13 protein-coding genes, 3 rRNA genes and 1 riboswitch are annotated in these 23,578 nt (G+C 44.8%); of the genes, 4 read left to right on the top strand and 12 right to left on the bottom strand.

What is annotated here, in order from left to right; translation table 11 throughout:
* Positions 1-62 precede the first annotated feature (62 nt).
* Positions 63-1,280: an IS110 family RNA-guided transposase gene (locus tag FGL90_RS04960; protein WP_010620874.1), complete on the top strand. Its 1,218-nt coding sequence runs from the start codon at positions 63-65 to the stop codon at positions 1,278-1,280.
* A gap of 212 nt (positions 1,281-1,492) precedes the next feature.
* Here FGL90_RS04960 and rrf read toward each other — a convergent pair.
* The 4 genes from rrf to FGL90_RS04940 form a co-directional block, all read right to left on the bottom strand.
* Positions 1,493-1,609, bottom strand: a 5S ribosomal RNA gene (rrf, locus tag FGL90_RS04955).
* Between the two features lie 61 nt (positions 1,610-1,670).
* Positions 1,671-4,589 (bottom strand): 23S ribosomal RNA (locus tag FGL90_RS04950).
* A 222-nt stretch (positions 4,590-4,811) separates the two neighbouring features.
* A 16S ribosomal RNA gene (locus tag FGL90_RS04945) occupies positions 4,812-6,377 on the bottom strand.
* Together the 16S, 23S and 5S rRNA genes form the textbook arrangement of a ribosomal RNA operon.
* 452 nt (positions 6,378-6,829) lie before the next feature.
* Positions 6,830-7,837, bottom strand: a complete 1,008-nt coding sequence (locus tag FGL90_RS04940; protein ID WP_147657157.1) for a hypothetical protein — start codon at positions 7,835-7,837, stop codon at positions 6,830-6,832.
* Between the two features lie 174 nt (positions 7,838-8,011).
* Between FGL90_RS04940 and FGL90_RS04935 the strand changes: the two genes are divergently transcribed.
* Positions 8,012-9,175: an acetyl-CoA C-acetyltransferase gene (locus tag FGL90_RS04935; RefSeq protein WP_010618972.1), complete on the top strand. Its 1,164-nt coding sequence runs from the start codon at positions 8,012-8,014 to the stop codon at positions 9,173-9,175.
* 40 nt (positions 9,176-9,215) lie between these two features.
* Here FGL90_RS04935 and sfsA read toward each other — a convergent pair whose 3' ends face one another.
* Positions 9,216-9,932 (bottom strand): DNA/RNA nuclease SfsA, encoded by a 717-nt coding sequence (sfsA, locus tag FGL90_RS04930; RefSeq protein WP_029327467.1) that lies wholly within the window; start codon positions 9,930-9,932, stop codon positions 9,216-9,218.
* Between the two features lie 78 nt (positions 9,933-10,010).
* Here sfsA and FGL90_RS04925 point away from each other — a divergent pair, with 78 nt between their 5' ends.
* On the top strand, positions 10,011-10,535 hold the full coding sequence (locus tag FGL90_RS04925) for a GNAT family N-acetyltransferase (protein WP_147657155.1): 525 nt from the start codon (positions 10,011-10,013) through the stop codon (positions 10,533-10,535).
* Between the two features lie 43 nt (positions 10,536-10,578).
* Here the strand turns inward: FGL90_RS04925 and FGL90_RS04920 are convergent, their stop codons facing one another.
* The 3 genes from FGL90_RS04920 to addB are packed head-to-tail and all read right to left on the bottom strand — an operon-like array spanning position 10,579 to position 18,548.
* Entirely contained in the window at positions 10,579-11,223 is a 645-nt protein-coding gene (locus FGL90_RS04920; RefSeq protein WP_187240398.1) for a uracil-DNA glycosylase family protein, read from the bottom strand.
* Between the two features lies 1 nt (position 11,224).
* Positions 11,225-14,983: a helicase-exonuclease AddAB subunit AddA gene (gene addA / locus FGL90_RS04915; RefSeq protein WP_147657151.1), complete on the bottom strand. Its 3,759-nt coding sequence runs from the start codon at positions 14,981-14,983 to the stop codon at positions 11,225-11,227.
* A 4-nt stretch (positions 14,984-14,987) separates the two neighbouring features.
* Positions 14,988-18,548, bottom strand: coding sequence for a helicase-exonuclease AddAB subunit AddB (gene addB, locus FGL90_RS04910; protein ID WP_010618977.1), 3,561 nt, complete (start codon positions 18,546-18,548; stop codon positions 14,988-14,990).
* A 182-nt stretch (positions 18,549-18,730) separates the two neighbouring features.
* Between addB and FGL90_RS04905 the strand changes: the two genes are divergently transcribed.
* Positions 18,731-19,873 carry an ArgE/DapE family deacylase gene (locus FGL90_RS04905; RefSeq protein WP_010618978.1) on the top strand — a complete coding sequence of 381 codons (1,143 nt, stop codon included), beginning with the start codon at positions 18,731-18,733 and terminating at the stop codon, positions 19,871-19,873.
* Between the two features lie 39 nt (positions 19,874-19,912).
* Here FGL90_RS04905 and cytX read toward each other — a convergent pair whose 3' ends face one another.
* The 4 genes from cytX to thiM are packed head-to-tail and all read right to left on the bottom strand — an operon-like array spanning position 19,913 to position 23,365.
* Entirely contained in the window at positions 19,913-21,085 is a 1,173-nt protein-coding gene (gene cytX / locus FGL90_RS04900; RefSeq protein ID WP_147657149.1) for a putative hydroxymethylpyrimidine transporter CytX, read from the bottom strand.
* Positions 21,086-21,100: 15 nt separating this feature from the next.
* Positions 21,101-21,742, bottom strand: a complete 642-nt coding sequence (gene thiE, locus FGL90_RS04895; RefSeq protein WP_010618980.1) for a thiamine phosphate synthase — start codon at positions 21,740-21,742, stop codon at positions 21,101-21,103.
* Positions 21,742-22,557: a bifunctional hydroxymethylpyrimidine kinase/phosphomethylpyrimidine kinase gene (thiD, locus tag FGL90_RS04890; protein WP_010618981.1), complete on the bottom strand. Its 816-nt coding sequence runs from the start codon at positions 22,555-22,557 to the stop codon at positions 21,742-21,744. Before thiD ends, thiE begins: the two co-directional genes overlap by 1 nt.
* Before the next feature lie 16 nt (positions 22,558-22,573).
* Positions 22,574-23,365: a hydroxyethylthiazole kinase gene (gene thiM, locus FGL90_RS04885; protein ID WP_010618982.1), complete on the bottom strand. Its 792-nt coding sequence runs from the start codon at positions 23,363-23,365 to the stop codon at positions 22,574-22,576.
* Between the two features lie 70 nt (positions 23,366-23,435).
* A riboswitch (TPP riboswitch) is annotated at positions 23,436-23,541 on the bottom strand.
* Positions 23,542-23,578 lie beyond the last annotated feature (37 nt).

The raw sequence follows: 23,578 nt of genomic DNA, 5'->3' as shown, positions 1-23,578 counted from the left end.
TCGTGTATTGAAAATTGAGATGAGTGAATCGATGAATACAACTTTTATGTAGGTGGTGTTTGATGATGCTTGATATGGAAATCATATTTGGTATTGATGTCAGTAAACATAGTTCAAACGTAGCCATTTTGATTGATGGCAGGACGTTTAAAGAATTTAAAATAACCAATAACCGACCAGGTTACAAAATACTTGATGATGCGCTTAACAGTTTTAGATCGCCGAAGGTAATTTTTGAATCTTCTGGCATCTATTCCCGAAGTATACGGTCCTTTCTTCAAAGGGAAAATTGGAATTATACGGAAATTAACCCATTAGCAGCAAAAAAAGACATGGATGGGTTTAGGCATAATAAAAATGATCGGTTAGATGCCGTTTCATTAGCAATGGCAATGGCACAACATCATTATCAGTCGACCTTTAAGGAAAAAGCTGTGTATGGCGAGCTTCACGACTTGGAGCGAACCTATCAAGAATTCAACGAAGATATTGTACGAGCTAAAAATCGATTACATCAAAAGTTGCAGCTTACTTTCCCAGAGGTGGAACAATTTATAAGCACGACCGATGGTGCATTGTATTGGCACGTCGTGCAACAATTTCCACATGCCAGCCTTGTATTAGCAATCGAATTACCAGCGTTAGCCCAATTCATTTTAAAGGCTACACCAAAAAACATGAGTGAGAAGCGTGCATTCGCTCTAGCTAGGCATCTTCATGATTTGGCAAGTCAATCTGCCCCCGCAGTTGATTACAACGCTCACGCAGTTCACTCCGTTATTTATCTAGCTAACGAGGTTGAACACTTAAGCGGACTTAAGGCAGATATTATTGAGGAAATGACTAAGATTTCAAGCTTACTTGCCGAAATCCCAATCTTAGAATCAATTCCGGGATTCGGTATTAAAACAGCAGTTTGTCTCTTAGCTGAGTTAGGTGATATTAGCCGATTTCATAGCTCCAATGCCATTAATGCATACGTTGGAATTGATTTGATCCAGTATCAATCTGGGGATTTCGAGATGATGCAGCATATTCGAAAGCGCGGTAATCCATATGCAAGAAAAATATTATTTAAAGCTGTCTTAAACATGATGAGTGTCGCCAAATATCATCCATCGAATATCAGTATTTTTTATCAACGCAAAAAGCAATCTTCTAGTGAATCACACACTAAGAAGATTGCCATAGCTGCGATGGGACGTCTGATTAGGACCATCTACCACCTAATTAAAAATAATGAATTATATGATTCAACACAATTCTCACCAGAGAAATAAATCATAATTCATTCACACACAATTATAACACCTCAAAAAATCAATAACACCAGAGGTGCTATTTATCATACATTTATTCGGTAATACAATCTATAAAACACGGGAAAAAATCTTAAAGTACTGCTCAAAAAAAAGAGAACCCCATAAAATAGAGGTTTCTCTTGACTAATCGTAGAAAAAACACCGGATAATATATCCGGTGTTTTTGGTTTGCGTGGCAACGTCCTACCCTTGCAGGGGGCGATCCCCCAACTACTCTCGGCGTGCTAAAGCTTAACTTCTGTGTTCGGCATGGGAACAGGTGTATCCTTTAGGCTATCGCCACCACACTATTGAGAACTTGAGCTCTCAAAACTAGATAATATCAATTCCTTCAGAGAACACCACTTTGTGGTTAAGTCCTCGACCGATTAGTACTGGTCCGCTCCATGCATCGCTGCACTTCCACTCCCAGCCTATCTACCTGATCATCTCTCAGGGGTCTTACTTCCTTAATGGAATGGGAAATCTCATCTCGAGGTGAGTTTCACACTTAGATGCTTTCAGCGTTTATCTCATCCATACATAGCTACCCAGCGATGCTCCTGGCGGAACAACTGGTACACCAGCGGTATGTCCATTCCGGTCCTCTCGTACTAGGAACAGATCCTCTCAAATTTCCTACGCCCGCGACGGATAGGGACCGAACTGTCTCACGACGTTCTGAACCCAGCTCGCGTACCGCTTTAATGGGCGAACAGCCCAACCCTTGGGACCGACTACAGCCCCAGGATGCGATGAGCCGACATCGAGGTGCCAAACCTCCCCGTCGATGTGGACTCTTGGGGGAGATAAGCCTGTTATCCCCAGGGTAGCTTTTATCCGTTGAGCGATGGCCCTTCCATACGGTACCACCGGATCACTAAGCCCGACTTTCGTCCCTGCTCGACTTGTCTGTCTCGCAGTCAAGCTCCCTTCTGCCTTTACACTCTATGAATGATTTCCAACCATTCTGAGGGAACCTTTGGGCGCCTCCGTTACTCTTTAGGAGGCGACCGCCCCAGTCAAACTACCCACCTGACACTGTCTCCCACCACGATTAGTGGTGTGGGTTAGAGTGTTCACACAGCCAGGGTCGTATCCCACCAGCGCCTCTGCCGAAACTAGCGTTCCGGCCTCTACGGCTCCGACCTATCCTGTACAAGCTGTGCCAACACCCAATATCAAGCTATAGTAAAGCTCCATGGGGTCTTTCCGTCCTGTCGCGGGTAACCTGCATCTTCACAGGTACTTTAATTTCACCGAGTCTCTCGTTGAGACAGTGCCCAGATCGTTACGCCTTTCGTGCGGGTCGGAACTTACCCGACAAGGAATTTCGCTACCTTAGGACCGTTATAGTTACGGCCGCCGTTTACTGGGGCTTCATTTCTGGGCTTCGCCGAAGCTAACTCATCCACTTAACCTTCCAGCACCGGGCAGGCGTCAGCCCCTATACGTCATCTTACGATTTTGCAGAAACCTGTGTTTTTGATAAACAGTCGCCTGGGCCTATTCACTGCGGCTACACTTGCGTGCAGCACCCCTTCTCCCGAAGTTACGGGGTCATTTTGCCGAGTTCCTTAACGAGAGTTCACTCGCTCACCTTAGGATTCTCTCCTCGACTACCTGTGTCGGTTTGCGGTACGGGTAGTTAAACATTCACTAGAAGCTTTTCTCGGCAGCGTGACATCAGGTGCTTCCCTACTTAATTCGGTCCTCATCACAACTTGTCTACTCGGTCACCAGCATTTGACTGCTAACCAGACTCGTTGCTTGAACATTCTTATCCAACTGAATGCTCACCTTAGCCTTCTGCGTCCCTCCATCGTTCAAACACGTTTAACTAGTACAGGAATCTCAACCTGTTATCCATCGTCTACGCCTCTCGGCCTCGACTTAGGTCCCGACTAACCCTGGGAGGACGAGCCTTCCCCAGGAAACCTTAGTCATTCGGTGGACCAGATTCTCACTGGTCTTTCGCTACTCATACCGGCATTCTCACTTCTAAGCGCTCCACTAGTCCTTACGATCTAGCTTCTCTGCCCTTAGAACGCTCTCCTATCACACAACCTTACGGTTGTATCCACAATTTCGGTAGTATACTTAGCCCCGGTACATTTTCGGCGCAAAATCACTCGGCTAGTGAGCTATTACGCACTCTTTAAATGGTGGCTGCTTCTGAGCCAACATCCTAGCTGTCTATGCAACTTCACCGCCTTTTCCACTTAGCATACATTTAGGGACCTTAATTGGTGGTCTGGGCTGTTCCCCTTTCGACGATGGATCTTATCACTCACCGTCTGACTCCTGGATATAAATCTATGGCATTCGGAGTTTATCTGAATTCAGTAACCCATGACGGGCCCCTAGTCCAAACAGTGGCTCTACCTCCACGATTCTTTACTCCAAGGCTAGCCCTAAAGCTATTTCGGAGAGAACCAGCTATCTCCAAGTTCGTTTGGAATTTCACCGCTACCCACACCTCATCCCAGCACTTTTCAACGTACACGGGTTCGGCCCTCCAGCGCGTTTTACCGCACCTTCAGCCTGGACATGGGTAGGTCACCTGGTTTCGGGTCTACATCTACATACTGAAACGCCCGTTTCAGACTCGCTTTCGCTACGGCTCCGTCTCTTCGACTTAACCTTGCATGTAAACGTAACTCGCCGGTTCATTCTACAAAAGGCACGCTATCACCCATTAACGGGCTCTAACTAATTGTAGGCACATGGTTTCAGGAACTATTTCACTCCCCTTCCGGGGTGCTTTTCACCTTTCCCTCACGGTACTGGTTCACTATCGGTCACTAGGGAGTATTTAGCCTTGGGAGATGGTCCTCCCGGATTCCGACGGAATTTCACGTGTTCCGCCGTACTCAGGATCCTGAACTGAGGGCTTTCGATTTCGCTTACTGGACTTTCACCATCTGCGGTTAGGCTTCCCAACCTATTCAACTATCGAAAGCTTTGGTAACTCAAATGTTCAGTCCTACAACCCCAACAAGCAAGCTCGTTGGTTTGGGCTGTTCCCCGTTCGCTCGCCGCTACTTAGGGAATCGATTTTTCTTTCTATTCCTGTGGGTACTTAGATGTTTCAGTTCCCCACGTCTGCCGTTACTTGAGTATGTATTCCCCAAGCAACAATCATCGACTAAGATGATTGGGTTTCCCCATTCGGAAATCTCCGGATCAAAGCTTACGTACAGCTCCCCGAAGCATATCGGTGTTAGTCCCGTCCTTCATCGGCTCCTAGTGCCAAGGCATTCACCATGCGCCCTTCATAACTTAACCTAGCTATCACTTCGTGATAACGGTTAATTGAGTATGTTACGCGATATAAACTTGTTTCAAAACTCAAAAAATACGCGGTGTTCTCGGCTTTAATTAATTTATTACAATAAAATTAAAGGAAAAAATTGATATTATCTAGTTTTCAAAGATCAAATTTGAGAGTAAACCCCTCAAAACTAAACAAAGTTTCGACTTATGTGCAACCTTCCGCATTATCCTTAGAAAGGAGGTGATCCAGCCGCAGGTTCTCCTACGGCTACCTTGTTACGACTTCACCCTAATCATCTGTCCCACCTTAGGCGGCTGGCTCCCGAAGGTTACCGAACCGACTTTGGGTGTTACAAACTCTCATGGTGTGACGGGCGGTGTGTACAAGGCCCGGGAACGTATTCACCGCGGCATGCTGATCCGCGATTACTAGCGATTCCAACTTCGTGTAGGCGAGTTGCAGCCTACAGTCCGAACTGAGAACGGCTTTAAGAGATTAGCTTACCCTCGCGAGTTCGCGACTCGTTGTACCGTCCATTGTAGCACGTGTGTAGCCCAGGTCATAAGGGGCATGATGATTTGACGTCATCCCCACCTTCCTCCGGTTTATCACCGGCAGTCTCACCAGAGTGCCCAACTTAATGCTGGCAACTGATAATAAGGGTTGCGCTCGTTGCGGGACTTAACCCAACATCTCACGACACGAGCTGACGACAACCATGCACCACCTGTCATTCTGTCCCCGAAGGGAACGCCTAATCTCTTAGGTTGGCAGAAGATGTCAAGACCTGGTAAGGTTCTTCGCGTAGCTTCGAATTAAACCACATGCTCCACCGCTTGTGCGGGCCCCCGTCAATTCCTTTGAGTTTCAACCTTGCGGTCGTACTCCCCAGGCGGAATGCTTAATGCGTTAGCTGCAGCACTGAAGGGCGGAAACCCTCCAACACTTAGCATTCATCGTTTACGGCATGGACTACCAGGGTATCTAATCCTGTTCGCTACCCATGCTTTCGAGTCTCAGCGTCAGTTACAGACCAGACAGCCGCCTTCGCCACTGGTGTTCTTCCATATATCTACGCATTTCACCGCTACACATGGAGTTCCACTGTCCTTTTCTGCACTCAAGTTTGTCAGTTTCCAATGCACTTCTTCGGTTGAGCCGAAGGCTTTCACATCAGACTTAACAAACCGCCTGCACTCTCTTTACGCCCAATAAATCCGGATAACGCTTGCCACCTACGTATTACCGCGGCTGCTGGCACGTAGTTAGCCGTGGCTTTCTGGTTGGATACCGTCACAACGTGAACAGTTACTCTCACGTTCGTTCTTCTCCAACAACAGAGTTTTACGAGCCGAAACCCTTCTTCACTCACGCGGCGTTGCTCCATCAGACTTTCGTCCATTGTGGAAGATTCCCTACTGCTGCCTCCCGTAGGAGTTTGGGCCGTGTCTCAGTCCCAATGTGGCCGATTACCCTCTCAGGTCGGCTATGCATCATTGCCTTGGTAAACCATTACTCTACCAACTAGCTAATGCACCGCGGGTCTATCCAAAAGTGATAGCCGAAACCATCTTTCAAACGAAAATCATGCGATTTTCGTTGTTATACGGTATTAGCACCTGTTTCCAAATGTTATCCCCTACTTTTGGGCAAGTTACCCACGTGTTACTCACCAGTTCGCCACTCATCCGATGTTAATTATCAGTGCAAGCACTTCAAATCAACGGGATGCGTTCGACTTGCATGTATTAGGCACGCCGCCAGCGTTCATCCTGAGCCAGGATCAAACTCTCATTTTAAAATGATAAGCTTTAGCTCATTATTTGTTTTTGTTGCTTACGAATTGACTTCGTTTGTTACATTTTGGATCCAACCTCAATGGGTTGAATCGCCCTGCACATTTGATTCGTCGAAACTTTGTTCAGTTTTCAAAGGTCTACGTCGTGTCCCTCAGGACAACTACTTAAATATATCACTTATTTTTATTCATGTCAACAAGTAACTTGAATAAAAATTCATTTAACATTTCCGGTAATTGTCATTTTCCTTCGCGACAACAATTAATAATTTACCAGTAAATCAGAACTTGGTCAAGTAGTTTCACGCTTTTTTTGAAATTAATTTCATATCCGAACTTTATAAAATGAATATCCCGTTAAGTTCGTCTATTTCCGAATTATAGTTTAAATATGCACTATTTCGTCTGCAAAAAAAGAGCAGCAAATTCAGTCCGAATTTGCCGCTCCCTATTTTAATGGCGTTTCTTCTTCCGTCTTCCTTTTTTTCTAAAGGCAAGTTGCTGCCCTGCTTTACTTTTTTTGGTCTTTCCGGCGTAAAGTTGTTTTCCTTCTTCACCATTTTGAGAAAGATAATATTGCGTGAACGCATTAACTTGGTCACGATTGGTGGTATCAACGCCAGCCTGTTTCATCGCTTGCGTCAAATTCGTATAGAAATTATCGAACTTCTTATCGTAAAGGCTCGTTAATCCATCATGATGCTCTCTAACCCATGCCAGTAATTCTTGATCATTCGTTAAAGCATTCGTTCTGGCCAAATGCTTAATCAACTCACTAAGGCCAAAGGGTACTATTTCAAAAAGGGCACTTGTCTTTTCGTCTTCTTCCAATATAGGAACAAAACGTCTGAACATAACTTCAGCTAGTAACCCTGTATCCCAGGTATCAGGTTCGCGCTTCATCCCCAGAATCATCAGTTCAGAGACTGAATCAACAATGACATCAAAGTAATGTAAATCGGCAGCCGTTAAATTGCTGACGACTGGGACTTTATGTATCTCATCCAGCCAACTATCAACTTCATCACCAACTTGGGCGGGATTGACATCAATATCCTCCGCCACTACTTTAGTCGTATCCGGCTTTTCAGCCTTCTTGCTGGTTTTTGCCGGTTTCTTACTATTAGTTGAACTAAGGTTAAGCATTTCATCACGAGCGCCTTTTGCCGCTTCGATGAACGCCTTACCATCAGTAATAGTAGATTCTGTCTCCGCAAATTTGAAGAAACTGCTTAGGATCGGTGTAACAGCAACGTAAAAGTTATGAGGTTCATTTAGATTTGTAGCGAACTCACCCGTCAGAATTTCAGTAACATCGTTAGGGGTCCATTTCGATAGGGCATGCTCATTGGCAGCCAAGAAAGAAGTTAGCACTCTCTCAGTAAATTTCTGCTGATTGTCAGAAAGTTTTTGATACATGCTACTCTTCTGAAACTTATCGATGATTTCCTTCTGGTTCATGTATTAATCTCCAATCCGATTTGAAAGTACTGCCCCCATTATAGAAAAAAACAGTCTCTTTTTCAAATTACGTTTTATTTCTATAATAATCACTAAAGATTGAGACACAATAAGAGACAATTTTGCCACGATTTTGTATGCTTATCACTTGAATAAGTAGAGAGGGGTCAACTCATGGAGTCAGTCGTAATTCTTAGTGCCGTCCGAACACCAATTGGTAAGCTGGGAGGTGTTCTCTCTGGATTAAATGCCGTCCAGCTTGGTAGCGTTGTGGCAGATGAAGCCATCAAACGCGCAGCTATTTCGCCAACACAAATTGAACAAGTTATTTTTGGTAACGTGTTGCAGGCCGGTTCTGGTCAAAACGTTGCCCGTCAAATTGAACGAGCTGTTAATATTCCAGATACCAGCACCGCCATGACCATCAACCAGGTCTGTGGTTCCGGTCTAAAAGCTGTGCGATTGGGTCAGGCGGCCATTATGATGGGTGATGCCGACGTCGTCTTGGTTGGCGGTACAGAAAGCATGTCTAACGCCCCATTCATCGCCCCGCACGTGCGATTTGGGCATAAGTTTGGGCAAGTTCCCTTCTATGATAGTGCGGAACATGATGGTTTGGAAGATGCATTTTCTAAAAAGCCAATGGGAATCACTGCTGAAAATGTTGCAGACCAATTCCACGTCTCGCGGGAAACTCAGGATGCCTTCTCCCTTCAGTCCCATCAAAAAGCGGTGGCTGCTCGAGATAGCGGCAACTTTAAAGCAGAAATTGTCCCTGTTAAAGTGGGTGATTCCTTCGTACACGACGATGAGGCCATCCGCGATAACACCTCAATGGAAGCTTTAGCTAACTTAAAGCCCGTCTTCAAGGAAAATGGTACCGTCACTGCTGGGAATGCGGCGGGGTTAAATGATGGCGCGAGTGCCCTCATTTTGATGAAGGAGTCCCGTGCCACTGAATTAGGACTCCCCTACCTTGCCAAAATAACGGGCTATGCAGAAGTGGGTATCAACCCCGACATTATGGGTTATGCCCCCTACTACGCCATTACGAAATTAGCCCAAAAAATGAATCATCCGGTAGCGGACTTTAATCGTGTGGAAATTAACGAAGCCTTCGCCTCTCAGAGTGCGGCCGTCATTCGCGATTTGAAATTGGACGCCGCAAAAGTGAACGTCAACGGAGGTGCCATTGCTCTTGGCCATCCGCTTGGCGATTCAGGTGCCCGAATTTTAACCACGCTCATTCATAATCTAATCAATGACAATTTGCAAACCGGTGTTGCGTCCCTTTGCATCGGTGGTGGAATGGGAATTGCGATGGCAATTTCTAGATAAAAAAGATGAGTCACGGCTGATTAAGTCGCGACTCATCTTTTTATTCTTCCGTAAATTTTTGAGTTAAATCAAATGTAATCTGGTCCTCAACCTTTATTTCATCTGGCGTCACGTGGCAACGGTAAGCGACCACCTGAACGCCTGCCTTCATCGCATCCTGAATAGCTGCATATAATTTTGGCGCGCGCTCACGATAAATCGTCATAGTGGAGACGTAATCCATTTGCACAATGAGACAGAGGTAGGCCCCGTAGCCTTCCGTTAATGCATGTATTAACGTATGAACATGCTTGACCGCTCTTGTGGTGGGCGCGTCTGGGAAGGCAGCCAAGCCATTTCCTTCCAAAGTAACACCCTTTACCTCAACAAAGAATGGCTTTCCATCGGCTGATTCACCTTTGAAATCAATCCGGGAATCGAAATATTTTACCTCAGGATGAAAATCCGCCACCTGCTGAATGCCCGGCAAGTGAATCAGAGAAAGATTAACCCCCTCAGCAGTTACCAAATTAGGCGCTTGACTATCAATATTAATCCAGTGTCCGTGCTTATTCACCGCCACCAGGTCCCAATGAGTCACACGTTTGGGCGCATCACTATGGACCAAGGAAATCTGAACACCACTAATTAGAAGTTCCTTATTTCGGCCCGTGTTCTTAATGTGCACCTTGATGAGTTCATCATTTAGGCGGCAAGTTGCCGTAAACCGATTATCTTTTTTAACAAATGTCCCGATTTGGTAGTTATCGTATTTCATGTCAACCGCTCCCATATTGTATTTAGCTCTAGTTTACCCTATTATAGAAACAATTCTACAAAAACAGGAGTGACCATCATGTCAGCAACCTACTTACGTCAAGCAACACAAGCTGATTTACCAAAGATTAGTGCAGTTATTACCGATGCAAAGGCATACCTAAAGGAACAGAAGATTAACCAGTGGCAGGGAAATTATCCGCTGTCCGCCGACTTAGAAACTGATATTCAAAATGGCATTTCATACGTCCTCATTATCGATGGTGAAGTTGCTGGAACGGCTGCTCTTCATCAGGGAATTGATCCCCACTACTTGGAAATCGAGGATGGTCAATGGGCGAATGGGCCAGAGGCAAACTATACGGCCATCCACCGAATTGCGCTGTCCAGCAACTTTCGCGGGCAACATTTATCTGGAAAACTGATTAGTGGTCTCATCACGATTTCGGGTGTTTTGGGTTATACGGATGTCCGGATCGATACCCACCCTGATAATAAGGGAATGCAACACGTTATTACTTCTAACGGCTTTACCAAACGAGGAATCGTGTATATGGCGGAAGATGATCCCAAACGATTCGCCTACCAACTCCTGATCAATTAACAGCAAAAAAGGTCTAAATCAGAAAATCTGATTTAGACCTTTTTTAGTTTAATATTTCCATGAGATCTTCAACTGCTTTGCCTAAGTTGCGGGTTCCGTTACCAACCGGATAATAGGTTGGGTATACAGGATAGTGGTGATTCGCCACCAATAAATCAAACTTATTTTGTCTAGTAGTCGAAACACTGAGCGCTTGGCCCAGCAAAATTGAGCTCACCTGATTACCAAATGCAACAATCTTCTTAGGTTGCGTTATCTCAATTTCCTTTAATAAATAGGCCAAATATTGACGATAAATTTTATTAGAAACTGGGGCCGTTCCCGCAAACGTACATTTTGCTAAATTAGTTAAGAAGTAATCGTGCTTGCTCACGTCCTGATAGACTTCTTCAGCAAATTCTGGAGTCCAATCTTTCCCCCGTTTGCTATCAATTTCGTGCCAAACGGTATCGTCCACTAAATCGAGGTCATGAAATAGTCGCCAAATGGGTTTTGTTCCAATCCATGGTGCCCGCCGTCCTTGCCAATCCAAGGCCGTTGACACATTTCTGCCAGTTGGATTCATAAAAACGAACATTGTTTTGGGCTGCTGCGTAGCACCACCACCATACACAGAGTGAAAGTTTGCATCCCCATACATCAACTGCATTTTATCGTACTGGCTATTTAAATCACTAAGCTGCATCATGCTAGTCATCCCTTATTTCAACTAAATCACCGCTCGACAATAAGTATAAATATTTGTGCGTAACGGGGCGCCTCAAAATGTCTCGAAGGGCCTCACCGTACAAATTAACTTGCCCACGATATCGGTCTTCAATCTTCAATAAACTAGCCTCATGATCCTTCATCGATACATAGTCGGTCTTGTAGTCAAACAGGATTACCTCATCATCCAGTGTCACATAGCCATCCATAATCCCGTGAATAAGCACTTTAGCATCCCCATCCACAATCTCATTAAACAGCTTATTAGCTGAAAGTAGGAGTGAAAATGGCTGTTCTCGCTTAACTTCGTCCGGATTTTCCAAAAGGAGCTTCCCTAGCTGACTGTTTTCAAAGAAGTTAAGAATACTCTGTTGGTTAATCTGTGAAGCAACAGATTCGGAAATAACGCCACCTCTAACCAATTGTTGAATTAATTCGGCAATGCGGGCGGACGTAATGGGTTGGGTCAAATCAATTTCTTGAAGCAGCAAGTGGGTTGCCGTACCAATTTCCGTTGGAACTGGTTTTCTTTCCGTTTGCAAAAACTTCGGTCGTCCAAATTCTTTCGAAACATAACGGTTAGCACTACCTGCTTTATCCCAATCTTTACTGAATTGTCCCATTTCCATTGAGTCTGGATCATTAAAGAGGCGCTTAACTTCTGAGACTGACTGATAAGCAGTCGTTCTGGTGGCCACTTGATCCGGATAGCTGAAATTCATAATTTGATCAATTTCATCCACGTTCACATCTGTTAAATCAGCTTCCTTAGATTGTGACTCTAGCTGTTTTAACCATTCCTCACCAGTTAAGGGAGCAGTCTTTGACCCGATTTGCTGAAGATCTGCTGGGGTGACGAATCGAATTGAAAATTTTGTTTCATCCCCGTTTAAGTCTGTAAATAAAGGGTTTCCCTCGGCAACTCGGAGTGCCTGATCAAATTTAGGATGGCGAATCAGGCACATGCCAATCCACGTTAAGTTATTCTTGGCGGCTAGTCGTTGATTCATATCTAGCACCAACTGATTACTTTGCTGTGCATTTTCCCAAGACGTAATCGTCTTTTCGTGATCATCGACCGCACCCACAATGAAAAGCTGCTGCTCTGCTCGCGTTAGGGCAACATATAGCTTTCGCATTTCTTCAGCCAAGCTGGCCTGGCGCGTTGCATCACTCGCCACCATTTTTTGGAGACTATCAAACTTGGCCCGATGCTTTTCGTCAAAGTAGGTGATGCCAATGCCGAGCTTATCATTCAGGACGGCATCGCCCATCGTATCCTGCATATTAAACTTGTGGCTCATGTCCATCAAAAAGACAACCGGGAATTCGAGTCCTTTGCTTCCATGAATGGTCATCACCCGAACCACGTTGTCACTCACCTGAGTTGGTGCCTCGGATAGGTCTTCGTCCTCATTTTGCATCCGCTGAATAAACTGGACAAACTGAAAGAGGCCTTTAAAGTTACTTTGTTCATACACGGCTGCCCGTTCGTATAAGGCATGCAGATTTGCCTGCCGCTGTTTTCCCGCTGGCATCGCCGCAACATAATCTAAGAAGCCCGTTTCCTGGTAAATTCGCCAAATGAGCGTAACCAGTTGATTTTGCTTGGCAACGTTCTTAAACAACTGTAACTGTTCCAAAAAACGCTTAATTTTGGGATAAATAACATCCCCGTACGAATTATCAGATTGGTACGTATCATGAAATCTTAAAACTGCTTGGAAGTAGTCCCCCGTCTTATCGGTAATGCGCAAATAAGCCAACTGATTTTCATCCAACCCAACAATTGGTGACCGTAAAATAGCTACCAGTGGAATGTCCTGATAGGGATTATCGATAATACTTAATAACGCCATCATAATTTGAACTTCAGTCGTCTTAAAGTAATTTTGGGCATCATTAACCAGCACAGGAATATTCAATCTTGAAAAGAGTTCAGTAATGACCAAATTGTTCCCCTTCGTTGGGGTCAGTAACGCAATATCACGATACTCAACAGGTCTTAATTTACCAGTCTCTCGGTCAAATATTGGTGTTTTATTTGCTATCAGCTCTTGAATTCGTTGACCCACCATTGTAATTTGGCCTTCCGCTTTGCCATCAATTTGAAAAGCGTCATCAACTGGTTCTTCATCCGTTGATTCCTCATCCTGATGTTTTTCCTGCTTTTGGCTCTCGTAAATTAAAAGCTCCGTCCCTGGTTGATAATCAGCCGGATAGTAGGTGGCACCATACACGAGCTTTGACGCCCCCGTATAGGTCATTTCTCCTAGTTGCGGATCCATTAACTGCGTAAAAATGAGATTGGTGAAGTCATCGACATTTTTGACAGAGCGAAAGTTTTCTGCAAGTTCAATGTTGGTTCCTTCTTCATCATGTTCCTTAAACCGCTTAAACTTGTTGAGGAATAAGCTCGGATCTGCCAGTCGGAAACGGTAAATCGACTGCTTCACATCGCCCACCATGAATAAATTACCAGGGTCATGCTTCGTAATTGTCTGCAGAATTGATTCTTGCAGCTCATTCGTATCCTGATATTCATCAACCATGATTTCCGTGTATTGATTACGTAATTGCTTGCGAACAGCCCGTCCCTGATCAGTTTCTGACTGCAATATTTCCAATGCAAAATGCTCTAAGTCACTAAAATCAAGCATGTGTTGCCGCAATTTTTCTGTTTGGTATGCCTCACTAAAGGCTTGTACCGTTTTGGCAAGCGTCGAGACAATTTGATGACTTTGCTGCATCACTTCGGTCGTTCGACTTTCATTTAAGGCAAAGTAGGTCGCCTTTAAGTCATCAATTGGTTGCCAGGTTAATTTCCAACTCTCCTGTACGACCTTCTTTTGATCATGCATTTCATCCTTTGTTGAGACTTGTGGTGCCGCTTTTCTTGCTACAAAAAGTGTCTCTATTAACTCATTCCACTTTAAGAATGGTAATTGCGTTTTGACTGACTCAAGTCGTTCAATATCCGCCTGACTACGCTCAACAATTTTTGGATAAGCCATTTCGATGCCAAGTGCAATAACATGTTTAAAACCTTTTATAGCTTCGGTTAAGCGGTCACTCACTAATGGCAATATTTTCTTTTGATAAATATCACTATCGTTTAATGACCCGCCAATATCGTAGGGTTGCGCTAACTGGGCTAACCACTCAGTCGGATTTGGCTTCGAATTTGCGTAAAAATAAACCTTATTAACTAACTCGGTGAGACCATCATCATTTCTATCATTTGAAAAGTTAACGGTCAGTTGACGGAATAATCCGTCCTCGTCATTACCGTACAAGTCTTCACGTACATCTTGCCAAACCTGGTCCCGCAGTAAAATGCCCTCAGTTCTATCCGCCAACAGCCTGAAAACAGGATCTAAATTAATAATATAGTAGTAATGCTCAATTAATTGCTGACAAAAAGCATCGAGCGTACTGATATTAGCGACCGGCAATAAACTTAATTGGGTCATTAATCGTTGGCGCTTTTCACCTTCAGCATGATTAATTTCTTTTTCGAGTGATTTTCGAATTCGCTCCTTCATCTCTTTGGCAGCGGCCTTCGTGAAGGTCACAATTAAGAGCTGATCAATGCCAACCCCTTCTTCCGTCACGCGTTTGATCACCCGATCGACCAAGACTCGTGTTTTTCCTGAGCCCGCGGAAGCCGATACAAGCAAATTAGTCTTTCGCGTATCAATCACTTGCTGCTGACTTTTAGTGTAATTTATATCTGCCATCTGCTTAATCAGACTCCTTTCTGAGCGCTGCTAACACGTCCTCATCCGCCATTTTTGTGATTTCATGATACTTATTTTCCGTTAATAATGGATCAAATTGCATAATTGACTTGAAGGGGGAGTACTGTAACGCAGTCCGTTGATTCGTCCATTTGGCCGGATTTAAGTCGGTTTCTCCCTCAAAAATACGCGTTGCGGCGTTTTTAATCAGTTTCTCAGTATGTCGAAGTAAAAGTGTTAAATCGCTCACGCGGATTAGGCGACTATTTGCCATCGCCGCACCATCGGTTTTCTTCTTTCCAAACGGGTAAATTGTGGATTTTCCGTAACCATCCACTCCAATTTTTGAATCCAGCTTATCAATCAGCACTGAATCGTCCACTAAAATTCCCTTGTACTTTTCTTTTGAGAGTAACGCTTCCAGAAAATCATCATCAGACGCTAATTTGAGGATTTCCTTGAAAGCCAGCTTCGGATTACTCAAATGAAGGTACAATGCCCCCGCAATCTGGGCATCTTTGTCGCCGGTAATTGTATCTAGGTTGCGTTTAACTGCATCCAGGTACGTCATCATCTGCATGGTTGTGCCTTGGTAGGCATCACTCAAATTAAAATCGTGATCACTCGATTTATAGTCCACTATTCCAACGTAATTTTTCCCGTCAATCGCCATTTGATCAATTCGGTCAATTTTCCCCCGAACCTCAACTTTGCGGTTATTTGGTAGCTCAAATGAGAGTGATTTCATCCCTTGTTCCGCACCAATTCGGCCAAACATCACTTCTGTTTGCGTTGCACGCATGGGCGTTCGTTTACTTTGCTCGTGCAGGGTTGCCGCCATTCGCCTAATGGTTTCGACGAGTTGACTCGAAATGTAGCTCATTCGGTTTGAACTTTTTAAAATGGCAAATTGCAGATTTTCAGGATCATTTAAAATTTGATCGACAATTTCGTCCACCATTTCGTTAAGCTGCTGAGAATCTAACGCCGCCAAATCTAACTTTTGCTTGCGAACCATTTTAATGAGATAGTCCATCGCCGCATGGAAAAATTCACCCGTGCTAGCAGGCGATAGTTCAAAGACTGATCGTTCCTGTAGCTTGAGACCATACTTAAGAAAATAAGCGTACTCGTTTGTGTAAAATTCCTCTAATTTAGAAATAGAAGTGAATATTGTTTGCCCATATAGAGCGGAAACAATGTCTGGGGCCAAAGACTTCGGCACATTGTGGTAAGTCATGCCCCCTAATAACTGAGCCGTCATGTCCCGATAGTGATCATCATTCGTCAGTGTTTGATAGACATATTGCCAAGCTGGCGCCAACGGTTCTTCTTGCGTTCGACTGGCATCACTAACTTGCACTAAGTGTCGTAGCGTTGCCCGTTTTGCCCCCAAATAGTGCCAAATTTCATTCTGCTTGGGATCTGGTACCGCCGCATGATCCTGTATCGAAATGTTGAAGTGTTTCGCAATGCGGCTGACATAGGGACTCATTTGGCGTGCTTCGTCCTCATCCCCATTCAATGAGTATGTGAAAACGAGCCGTTCACTAGCAGAACTGAATGCCAAATAGTTTAAAAATGGTTCATTTTTTAATGAGGTGGAATTTGTGTCGCTTAAATATTTATCGTCCGGCAGGGTCATCTTTTCTCGATCCTGATCAGATAGGAGGCGGTTTGAAACGGTTGTGTCAGGCATCACATCGTCTGTTGACCCAATCATAAAGGTCACTTTCCGATTATTCATTTGCACCATTCCACTTTCAGATAGGATAACTTGATCCAACGTCGATGGAATCTGCGCAAATGCCGCACCCTCAAAACCAGCTTGTAACAGCGCCAAAAATTCGTCTAAATCAAACTCACGATCCCCCAGAATTTCGACATATTCATCCAACATATCGCAAAGTGCATCCCAAGTTTGCTCTGGTTGGTCTGCCGAAACTAGGTCGCCTTGATCAATAAATGTATCCCGCCATGAAATTAGCTGGGTTTCAACTCCCGTATCCTCTAAAAATTGATACAAAATTTTTGCCGCTTCTTGACCCGTTTGGGCGGCCTTAATCTTCTTGAAAAAGGGTGGTAAAGTTTCTTTCACAAATCGCCGAATTTGATTAATTTGGGTCGCAATTTCTTCATTTTTCGTTGTCTCAACGCCGCCATCACCAGGTTCAAACTTGGCATATTGCCAATCGTCCTCCTGTAGCCAGCGTCGACCTTCATATCCGGTTTTTAATACCCAGTTTTCTGCTAGCGCTAATGACCGCCGAAATTCATCAATCGGCATAAAGTGGTCTTCTTGGTCCTTTGGAATAAGTAATTCTGTTTTCAAAAGGCGCATGAGATCCTTGTATCGATAGTAATGCCGGTTCACTTCAAAGAGGGCCGTTATCAGCTCCACAAATGGATGATTGGTCATCGCCAGTTGATTGTCATTAAAATAGGGAATTTCTTGCGCACTAAAAATAGGCGCCAGCACGTTCTGATATCGATCTAATTTTCTCGATAAAATCAAGAAATCACTGTATCGATACCCTTTTGTCGCCACTAACCGCCGAATTTCGGCAGCAATTTGGGCAACTTCTGAATAACGATTATTCGCCTGCACAATCTCAATTGAGCTTGAACTTTCAAAAGGTACTGCTGGTGCGATTTTTTGTGAATTAGAGGATGCTATCCAATAATTTTCGACCTGTTGTAAGTCGGGACAAATCCGCGAAATTTTCGCAACTTTATCCGTCATGACTTGCACCTGTTCAGCGCGCGCCAATCCGACTAGTTGATGGTACGTCTTTTTGGACTGAAAAAAGAGTCCCTGACCGTGACCATCTTCCCGAATGGCAGGCTGATCGAGTACTAAGCTCACCTCAAGGCTCGCAGCAGACCCCATCATTTGTTGCAACAACTTAATCTCTTGCGCTGAAAATTGAGAAAACCCATCAATGTAAAAGTGAGCCTGGCTCAAATCTGCCGACTTTAAAAAATCGGCCAACGCATTCAAAATATCCGTATTTTCAATATACTTGTCCCGCATTGCGGCATCAAAAGCTTGATAAACGATCGTTAAGTCATGCAGTTTAGCATCTAAATCGGCACTTTGACCCGTTACCTGGCCAGCTACTTGTTGTAAATCTTCATCGGTGACTCGGCCAATCTTCAATTCAGAAAGTTGATTGGCTAATTTGGAAATAAATCCCGGTCGCGTTGCTTCGCCTTTGAACAAAACGAGGTCATCCGCATGGTCGACGATTGATTGATACACAATCATGTTTAAACCAGCACTAGAAATTCTAGGAATTTGGTAGTATGGCGTATTTTTCATGAAATACCAAGCTAAACGGGGAAACGAGAAAACCTGGACCTGACTTTGCGCATACTGATCCACCGCACCAGTCTGGCGAGCCAAATTCTCCAAGGTAGCTACCTCAGATTCAAATTTGATATGGTTAGGAACGATGTAATAAAATTGGTCAGATGGCTGTTTCTCCAACGTTTCGTATAAATCTTTCAGTAAAACCTGACGATGATCACAGCTTGCTTTTCCAATTATGAGTTGCAATGTCATTTTCGTTATTCCCCTTTCAATCGCGCACTTAATCTTCTTATTATTGTACTGGTTTTTTTACGTAAATACTAGCAAACTTGAACACATGTTCTATTACTAATTACGAAATTGCTTTCGCTTTTTATCTGGCAAAAGGGTTAGAATATAATTAAACATATCTCATTTCGTTCAGGAGGACTTTTATGAATAAGGATCAAAAAATTACTATTCTACAAGACTTAATCAAAATTGATTCAGAAAATGATCACGAGGCCAAAGTTGCGCACTATTTGCAAGAATTGCTTAAACAGCACGGCATCGTTTCGCACATTAGTGACTATGCACCTGATCGCGCAAACCTCATCGCCGAAATTGGGGATCCCACTAGCGATAAAGTCCTTGCGCTGGCTGGTCATTTGGACACCGTTTCCGTCGGAGATGAGAGTCTCTGGACGTACCCACCCCTATCCGCTGAAATTCACGATGGCAGCATTTACGGAAGAGGTAGCGCCGATATGAAGAGTGGCCTGGCAGCCATGATTATTGCCATCATTGAACTAAGTGAAGCAAACGTTCCATTAAAGGGACGCGTTCGATTCATCGGAACCGTTGGTGAGGAAAATGGGGCCATGGGCTCTCGCGACCTCACTAAAGATGGCATCGCTGATGATTTAAGCGGCATGATTTTAGGTGAACCAACTGGCGGAAATGTCGTGTACGGTCATAACGGCTCATTCAATTACACCATTACCTCTACTGGTCTTAGTGTACACAGTTCGATGCCACAGGATGGCGTCAACGCACTGACTAACCTCGTCAAATTCGTCAATGCCGAATCTACTGCATTTGATGACGTCAAACCAAGTCCTGAACTCGGCCCATTGGTGCACAGCGTCACCATGTTTCATAGTGGCGACCAGGTCAACAGCATCCCCGGTAGCGCCGTTCTCCAAGGAAACATTCGCCCAATTCCCGAATTTGATAACCAACACGTCATCGATCGACTAAACGAAGTCGTTGCCAAATTGAATCAAGAAGATAAAGTTGACCTCGACTTCAAAGTGAATTACAGCTTTAAACCCGTCATTTCCGATCCTAACTCTAAATTTGTCACACAGATTAAGCAGATTGCCGATGACGCTTTAGGGAAACCAAGTCAACTGACCGTGATTCATGGCGCCACCGATGCTTCCGAGTATACGAAGTCGGCTAATCAATTTCCGCTCGTTGTTCTTGGGTCAGGTGGCTGGGATCAAGCTCACCGAACAGATGAACACGTCGAAATCGAAAATTATTTAGCAGTCAATCAAATATATAAAAACATGGTGAAATCATTTTTAAGCTAAAATAAATACCGACCCGCAAAAAATTGCGGATCGGTATTTTTAGTTTTTAATCAGCTTCACTAGCCAGTGACTCGCTACCACCAATATTGCCATTCCAATCAACAATAGAAATGTCGTTCCTAGTGGGCTAGCAACCTGTTGCAGTGCATAGTAACCCCAAACGCCTATTAACCACAATCCTAAGTTCCAAAGCTTTGGCAGACTTTGTTTTGTGATGAAAAAGGTCACAAATACGATTGCGTACAATGGCGTAAAAACTGACCCAATGAAGTAAAGAAAGTTTTGATAGAACGTCATCGAGACCACCAACGCAATTAATAACCCAACGATTGTCACGCCAACCCCAATAAAGTTCGTTTTTTTACTGTGAAAAAGATTATCGATATTGGTGGCCGCTGAGTAGGCATCCATGAACGTCGTTGTGACCGTTGAAAAGATCACAATGAATAATGCCACTAATCCTAAGCCACTCGCGGTTAGCAAGCTGGCAATATCAGTCATCCCCGTTCGAGTCACAATCAGTAACCCCGTCATGAACATAAATAAACTGCCAACAAAATACCCTAAAGCACTGGTCAACGCAATCTGTAGCGGCCGTTTCGTTGTTCGCGTGTAATCACCAATAAGTGGTAACCAGGATAACGCCATTGTGACGTTGAGCTCGACCGCACCACCAAACGTCATTCCCCCCGTCGCCACCTGATGACTGGCAACTGGGGCTTTGAAGATTTCAAAAAGCATCAGTAGCGCTCCTAAAAATAGCAGGCCAACCACAAAATTATTTATTCTGAAAAGAAGTTTTGTATCCAACAGTAGCCAGATAATGATTAGCACCGCCACAATGGCGCTCATGACCCAAGTACTCTGAAAGCCAAATAATCGCCTTGAAACACCATTCATTGCCTGGGCAGCATTCACAATCATCACGGCCGTCCATCCCAGAAGTTGCAACGCATTTATCAGTGAAAAGCCCCACACACCCTGCTTGCCAAAAGCCGATTCCGTGGACTGAATGGCGGTTTGGTGCTGAACGGCGCCTATGTATCCCGCTGGCAGTAAGAACAAAAAACAACCAATCAAATGACCCACTATAATTGCGAGCGTTCCTTTTGCTAATCCAAGCGGGGCAATGAGCGTCCCCGTGACGATTTCTGCAATCGAGATTGCAGCGCCCATCCAGAGTAAAAATTGACTCCTTAACGCCTTATACATTTATTAATTCCCTCCTTACGCCCGGTTCATCGCTGAAACGGTCCGTTTAAGATCATCACTCTGCGCAATCATTGAAATAACGGCCGATCCTGCAGCACCCGTTTTGATAATTGGGGTCAACGATGCTTCGGTAATACCACCAATTGCCACAACTGGCCGCGTGGCTGCGGTCACCAATTTGGCCAACCCTGCAATTCCAATGACCGGATCCGCATCCGCCTTGGAGCCCGTTTCAAAAATGGGACCACTCCCATAGTAAGCAATTCCAGCAATTTCATTTGCCCGGTTGATTTCAGTTAAATTCGAGCAGGAATATCCCACAAACATCTTGGATCCCACCTGCTGAATCACACGCTGAATTTGCTCGTCAGACTGTCCCACGTGAACCCCATCGGCGCCAACTGCCAGTGCTAATTCAACATCATCATCCACGACAAATGGCACCTCAGCGTCCCGACACATTTTGCGGATTTGGCCAGCAACGACTAACCTTTGGCTGGGTGTCAAAGTCGACCCAGCGCCCTTATCCCGAAATTGGAACATCGTTATTCCCGCATCAATCGCCTGCTTCACAATCGTCACAAAATCACCATGCACATCTTGTGAGCCACAAACAAAGTAAGCTTTTAACTGCTCTGGCTTAAACTGAATTCCCATTAGTCTACCACCTTTCGATAGGCCCAATGGTTGAGTGGGCCGTGTCCATTTCCAACCTGAATCCCATCCGCAATTGCGGCCTCAACGTATTTTTTGGCAATTCTGATGGCCTGCTCCATCGACTGACCCTTTGCCAACTCAGATGTGATACAAGACGACAAAGTGTCGCCCGTTCCGTGAGTTCGAATCGTGTCCACTCGCGGTGCAGAGACCCAGAATGTTTTCCCAGATTCCAAACGTGTCAAATCACTGACTTCATCTTCATCCCCATGGCCACCCTTAATCAGGACGTTTTTAGCCCCCATCTCTTGCAGCTTTCGGGCCGCCTGCTCCATATCCGCTTTTGAGTTAATTTTCATGTCCGTTAGACGTTCTGCTTCCGGTAAATTTGGCGTAATCAAGGTTGCCAGTGGAACTAATTCATCCCGGACAACTTGAATTGCATCGTCCGCTAATAAGGCAGCACCGCCCTTTGCAATCATCACTGGGTCGACAATTAGGGGACCAAAATCACCTTTTTTCAAATTAGTCACAACAATTCGCACGTGTTCCGCATCCGCTAGCATGCCCGTTTTGCACGCCCGAATCTTCAAATCAGCTGCAATGGACGCAAACTGTTCATCAATGATTTTTTCTGGAAGGGCCATGAAATCCTGCACCCCCAGCGTATTTTGTGCGGTCACCGCAACAATCACTGCTGCAGCAAACGTGTGGCGTTCCTGCATCGTTTTAATGTCCGCCATGACGCCCGCACCACCGCCAGAATCCGTTCCAGCGATGGTTAAGGTTTGTGGAAACTCATTTATTTCACTCATTATTGTTGAACTCCTTCTATTTAAATTTCGCAATTTTCTCAATATCTGCTTCAGTCACTAAATGGAGTTTGTCCATCAACTTCATTGAAAAGGTTCCTGGCAATTCAGCTCCCAGTTCCTCGGCCACTAATTGACCGCTTGCCGCAAAGACCAGGCATGCCGTTTGAGCAGCTTCAAAATCATCACCATCCGCCACGGCATCAAAGACTCCCACGATGCTTGAAAGCATGTCGCCTGATCCCACGTGTAGTTGGAATAGGGGGGTCCCATTTTCAACCTTTACCACGTTCTTGCCATCCGAAATAACATCGGTTGGGCCACTTAAAATAACAACACAGTGGTATCGACTCGCTGCCGCCTTTGCAATCTCCACGAGGTCGCCGCTTCCTTCACCAGCGTCGATTCCCTTGGCTGCCCAGTCTACCTCTGCGAGTGCTGCAATTTCGCCAGCGTTACCCCGAATGACTGACACTTGAAAATCAGTCAGCAGTCGTTGGGCCACTTCCAATCGATACTTCACTGCCCCAACTGCGACCGGATCAAGGATGACCGGTTTGCCATATTCATTTGCCAAACGCCCCATTTTTCGGATGTGGGCGACTTGGGCTTCCGTAAACGCACCCAAATTAAGGGCAACCGCACGACTCATTTGTACCATGGCTTCAGTTTCAGCTATTTCCTCGGACATGATGGGTGAGCCCCCGATGGCATTGATGCCGTTTGCCACATCTTGTACCGTGACAAAGTTCGAAATATTGAGGACGATGGGATTTTGTTGTCGTAACTTAGTTAATAGTGAAAGTTTCATTTATTTTCTCCTTTTTCAACACAAAAATGGACCGCCACCCTTACACATAGGATGACGGTCCTCACTTCTTTACCGACTGATAACACGTTCCTACGCAAGTGTGAACTTACAGGTTCAAAGGGATCGTTGCGTGCAGCAACATCTCAGCCCACTAATGGACACCCCTCGTGTTGTTTATGGTTCAATCATACTGATATTCAAAGGTTGAGTCAA

The sequence above is a fragment of the Secundilactobacillus malefermentans genome, from assembly GCF_008033155.1.
Classification (GTDB): Bacteria; Bacillota; Bacilli; order Lactobacillales; family Lactobacillaceae; genus Secundilactobacillus; species Secundilactobacillus malefermentans.
This window is presented reverse-complemented; position numbering and strand designations above follow the sequence as displayed.

What these genes read in the sequence shown, in the direction of transcription:
- sfsA (WP_029327467.1), bottom strand. Translation starts at nt 9,932, where the DNA reads ATGAAATACGATAACTACCAAATCGGGACATTTGTTAAAAAAGATAAT.
- FGL90_RS04905 (WP_010618978.1), top strand. Translation starts at nt 18,731, where the DNA reads ATGAATAAGGATCAAAAAATTACTATTCTACAAGACTTAATCAAAATT.
- addA (WP_147657151.1), bottom strand. Translation starts at nt 14,983, where the DNA reads ATGGCAGATATAAATTACACTAAAAGTCAGCAGCAAGTGATTGATACG.
- FGL90_RS04920 (WP_187240398.1), bottom strand. Translation starts at nt 11,223, where the DNA reads ATGATGCAGCTTAGTGATTTAAATAGCCAGTACGATAAAATGCAGTTG.
- FGL90_RS04940 (WP_147657157.1), bottom strand. Translation starts at nt 7,837, where the DNA reads ATGAACCAGAAGGAAATCATCGATAAGTTTCAGAAGAGTAGCATGTAT.
- FGL90_RS04925 (WP_147657155.1), top strand. Translation starts at nt 10,011, where the DNA reads ATGTCAGCAACCTACTTACGTCAAGCAACACAAGCTGATTTACCAAAG.
- addB (WP_010618977.1), bottom strand. Translation starts at nt 18,548, where the DNA reads ATGACATTGCAACTCATAATTGGAAAAGCAAGCTGTGATCATCGTCAG.
- FGL90_RS04960 (WP_010620874.1), top strand. Translation starts at nt 63, where the DNA reads ATGATGCTTGATATGGAAATCATATTTGGTATTGATGTCAGTAAACAT.
- cytX (WP_147657149.1), bottom strand. Translation starts at nt 21,085, where the DNA reads ATGTATAAGGCGTTAAGGAGTCAATTTTTACTCTGGATGGGCGCTGCA.
- thiD (WP_010618981.1), bottom strand. Translation starts at nt 22,557, where the DNA reads ATGAGTGAAATAAATGAGTTTCCACAAACCTTAACCATCGCTGGAACG.
- FGL90_RS04935 (WP_010618972.1), top strand. Translation starts at nt 8,012, where the DNA reads ATGGAGTCAGTCGTAATTCTTAGTGCCGTCCGAACACCAATTGGTAAG.
- thiE (WP_010618980.1), bottom strand. Translation starts at nt 21,742, where the DNA reads ATGGGAATTCAGTTTAAGCCAGAGCAGTTAAAAGCTTACTTTGTTTGT.
- thiM (WP_010618982.1), bottom strand. Translation starts at nt 23,365, where the DNA reads ATGAAACTTTCACTATTAACTAAGTTACGACAACAAAATCCCATCGTC.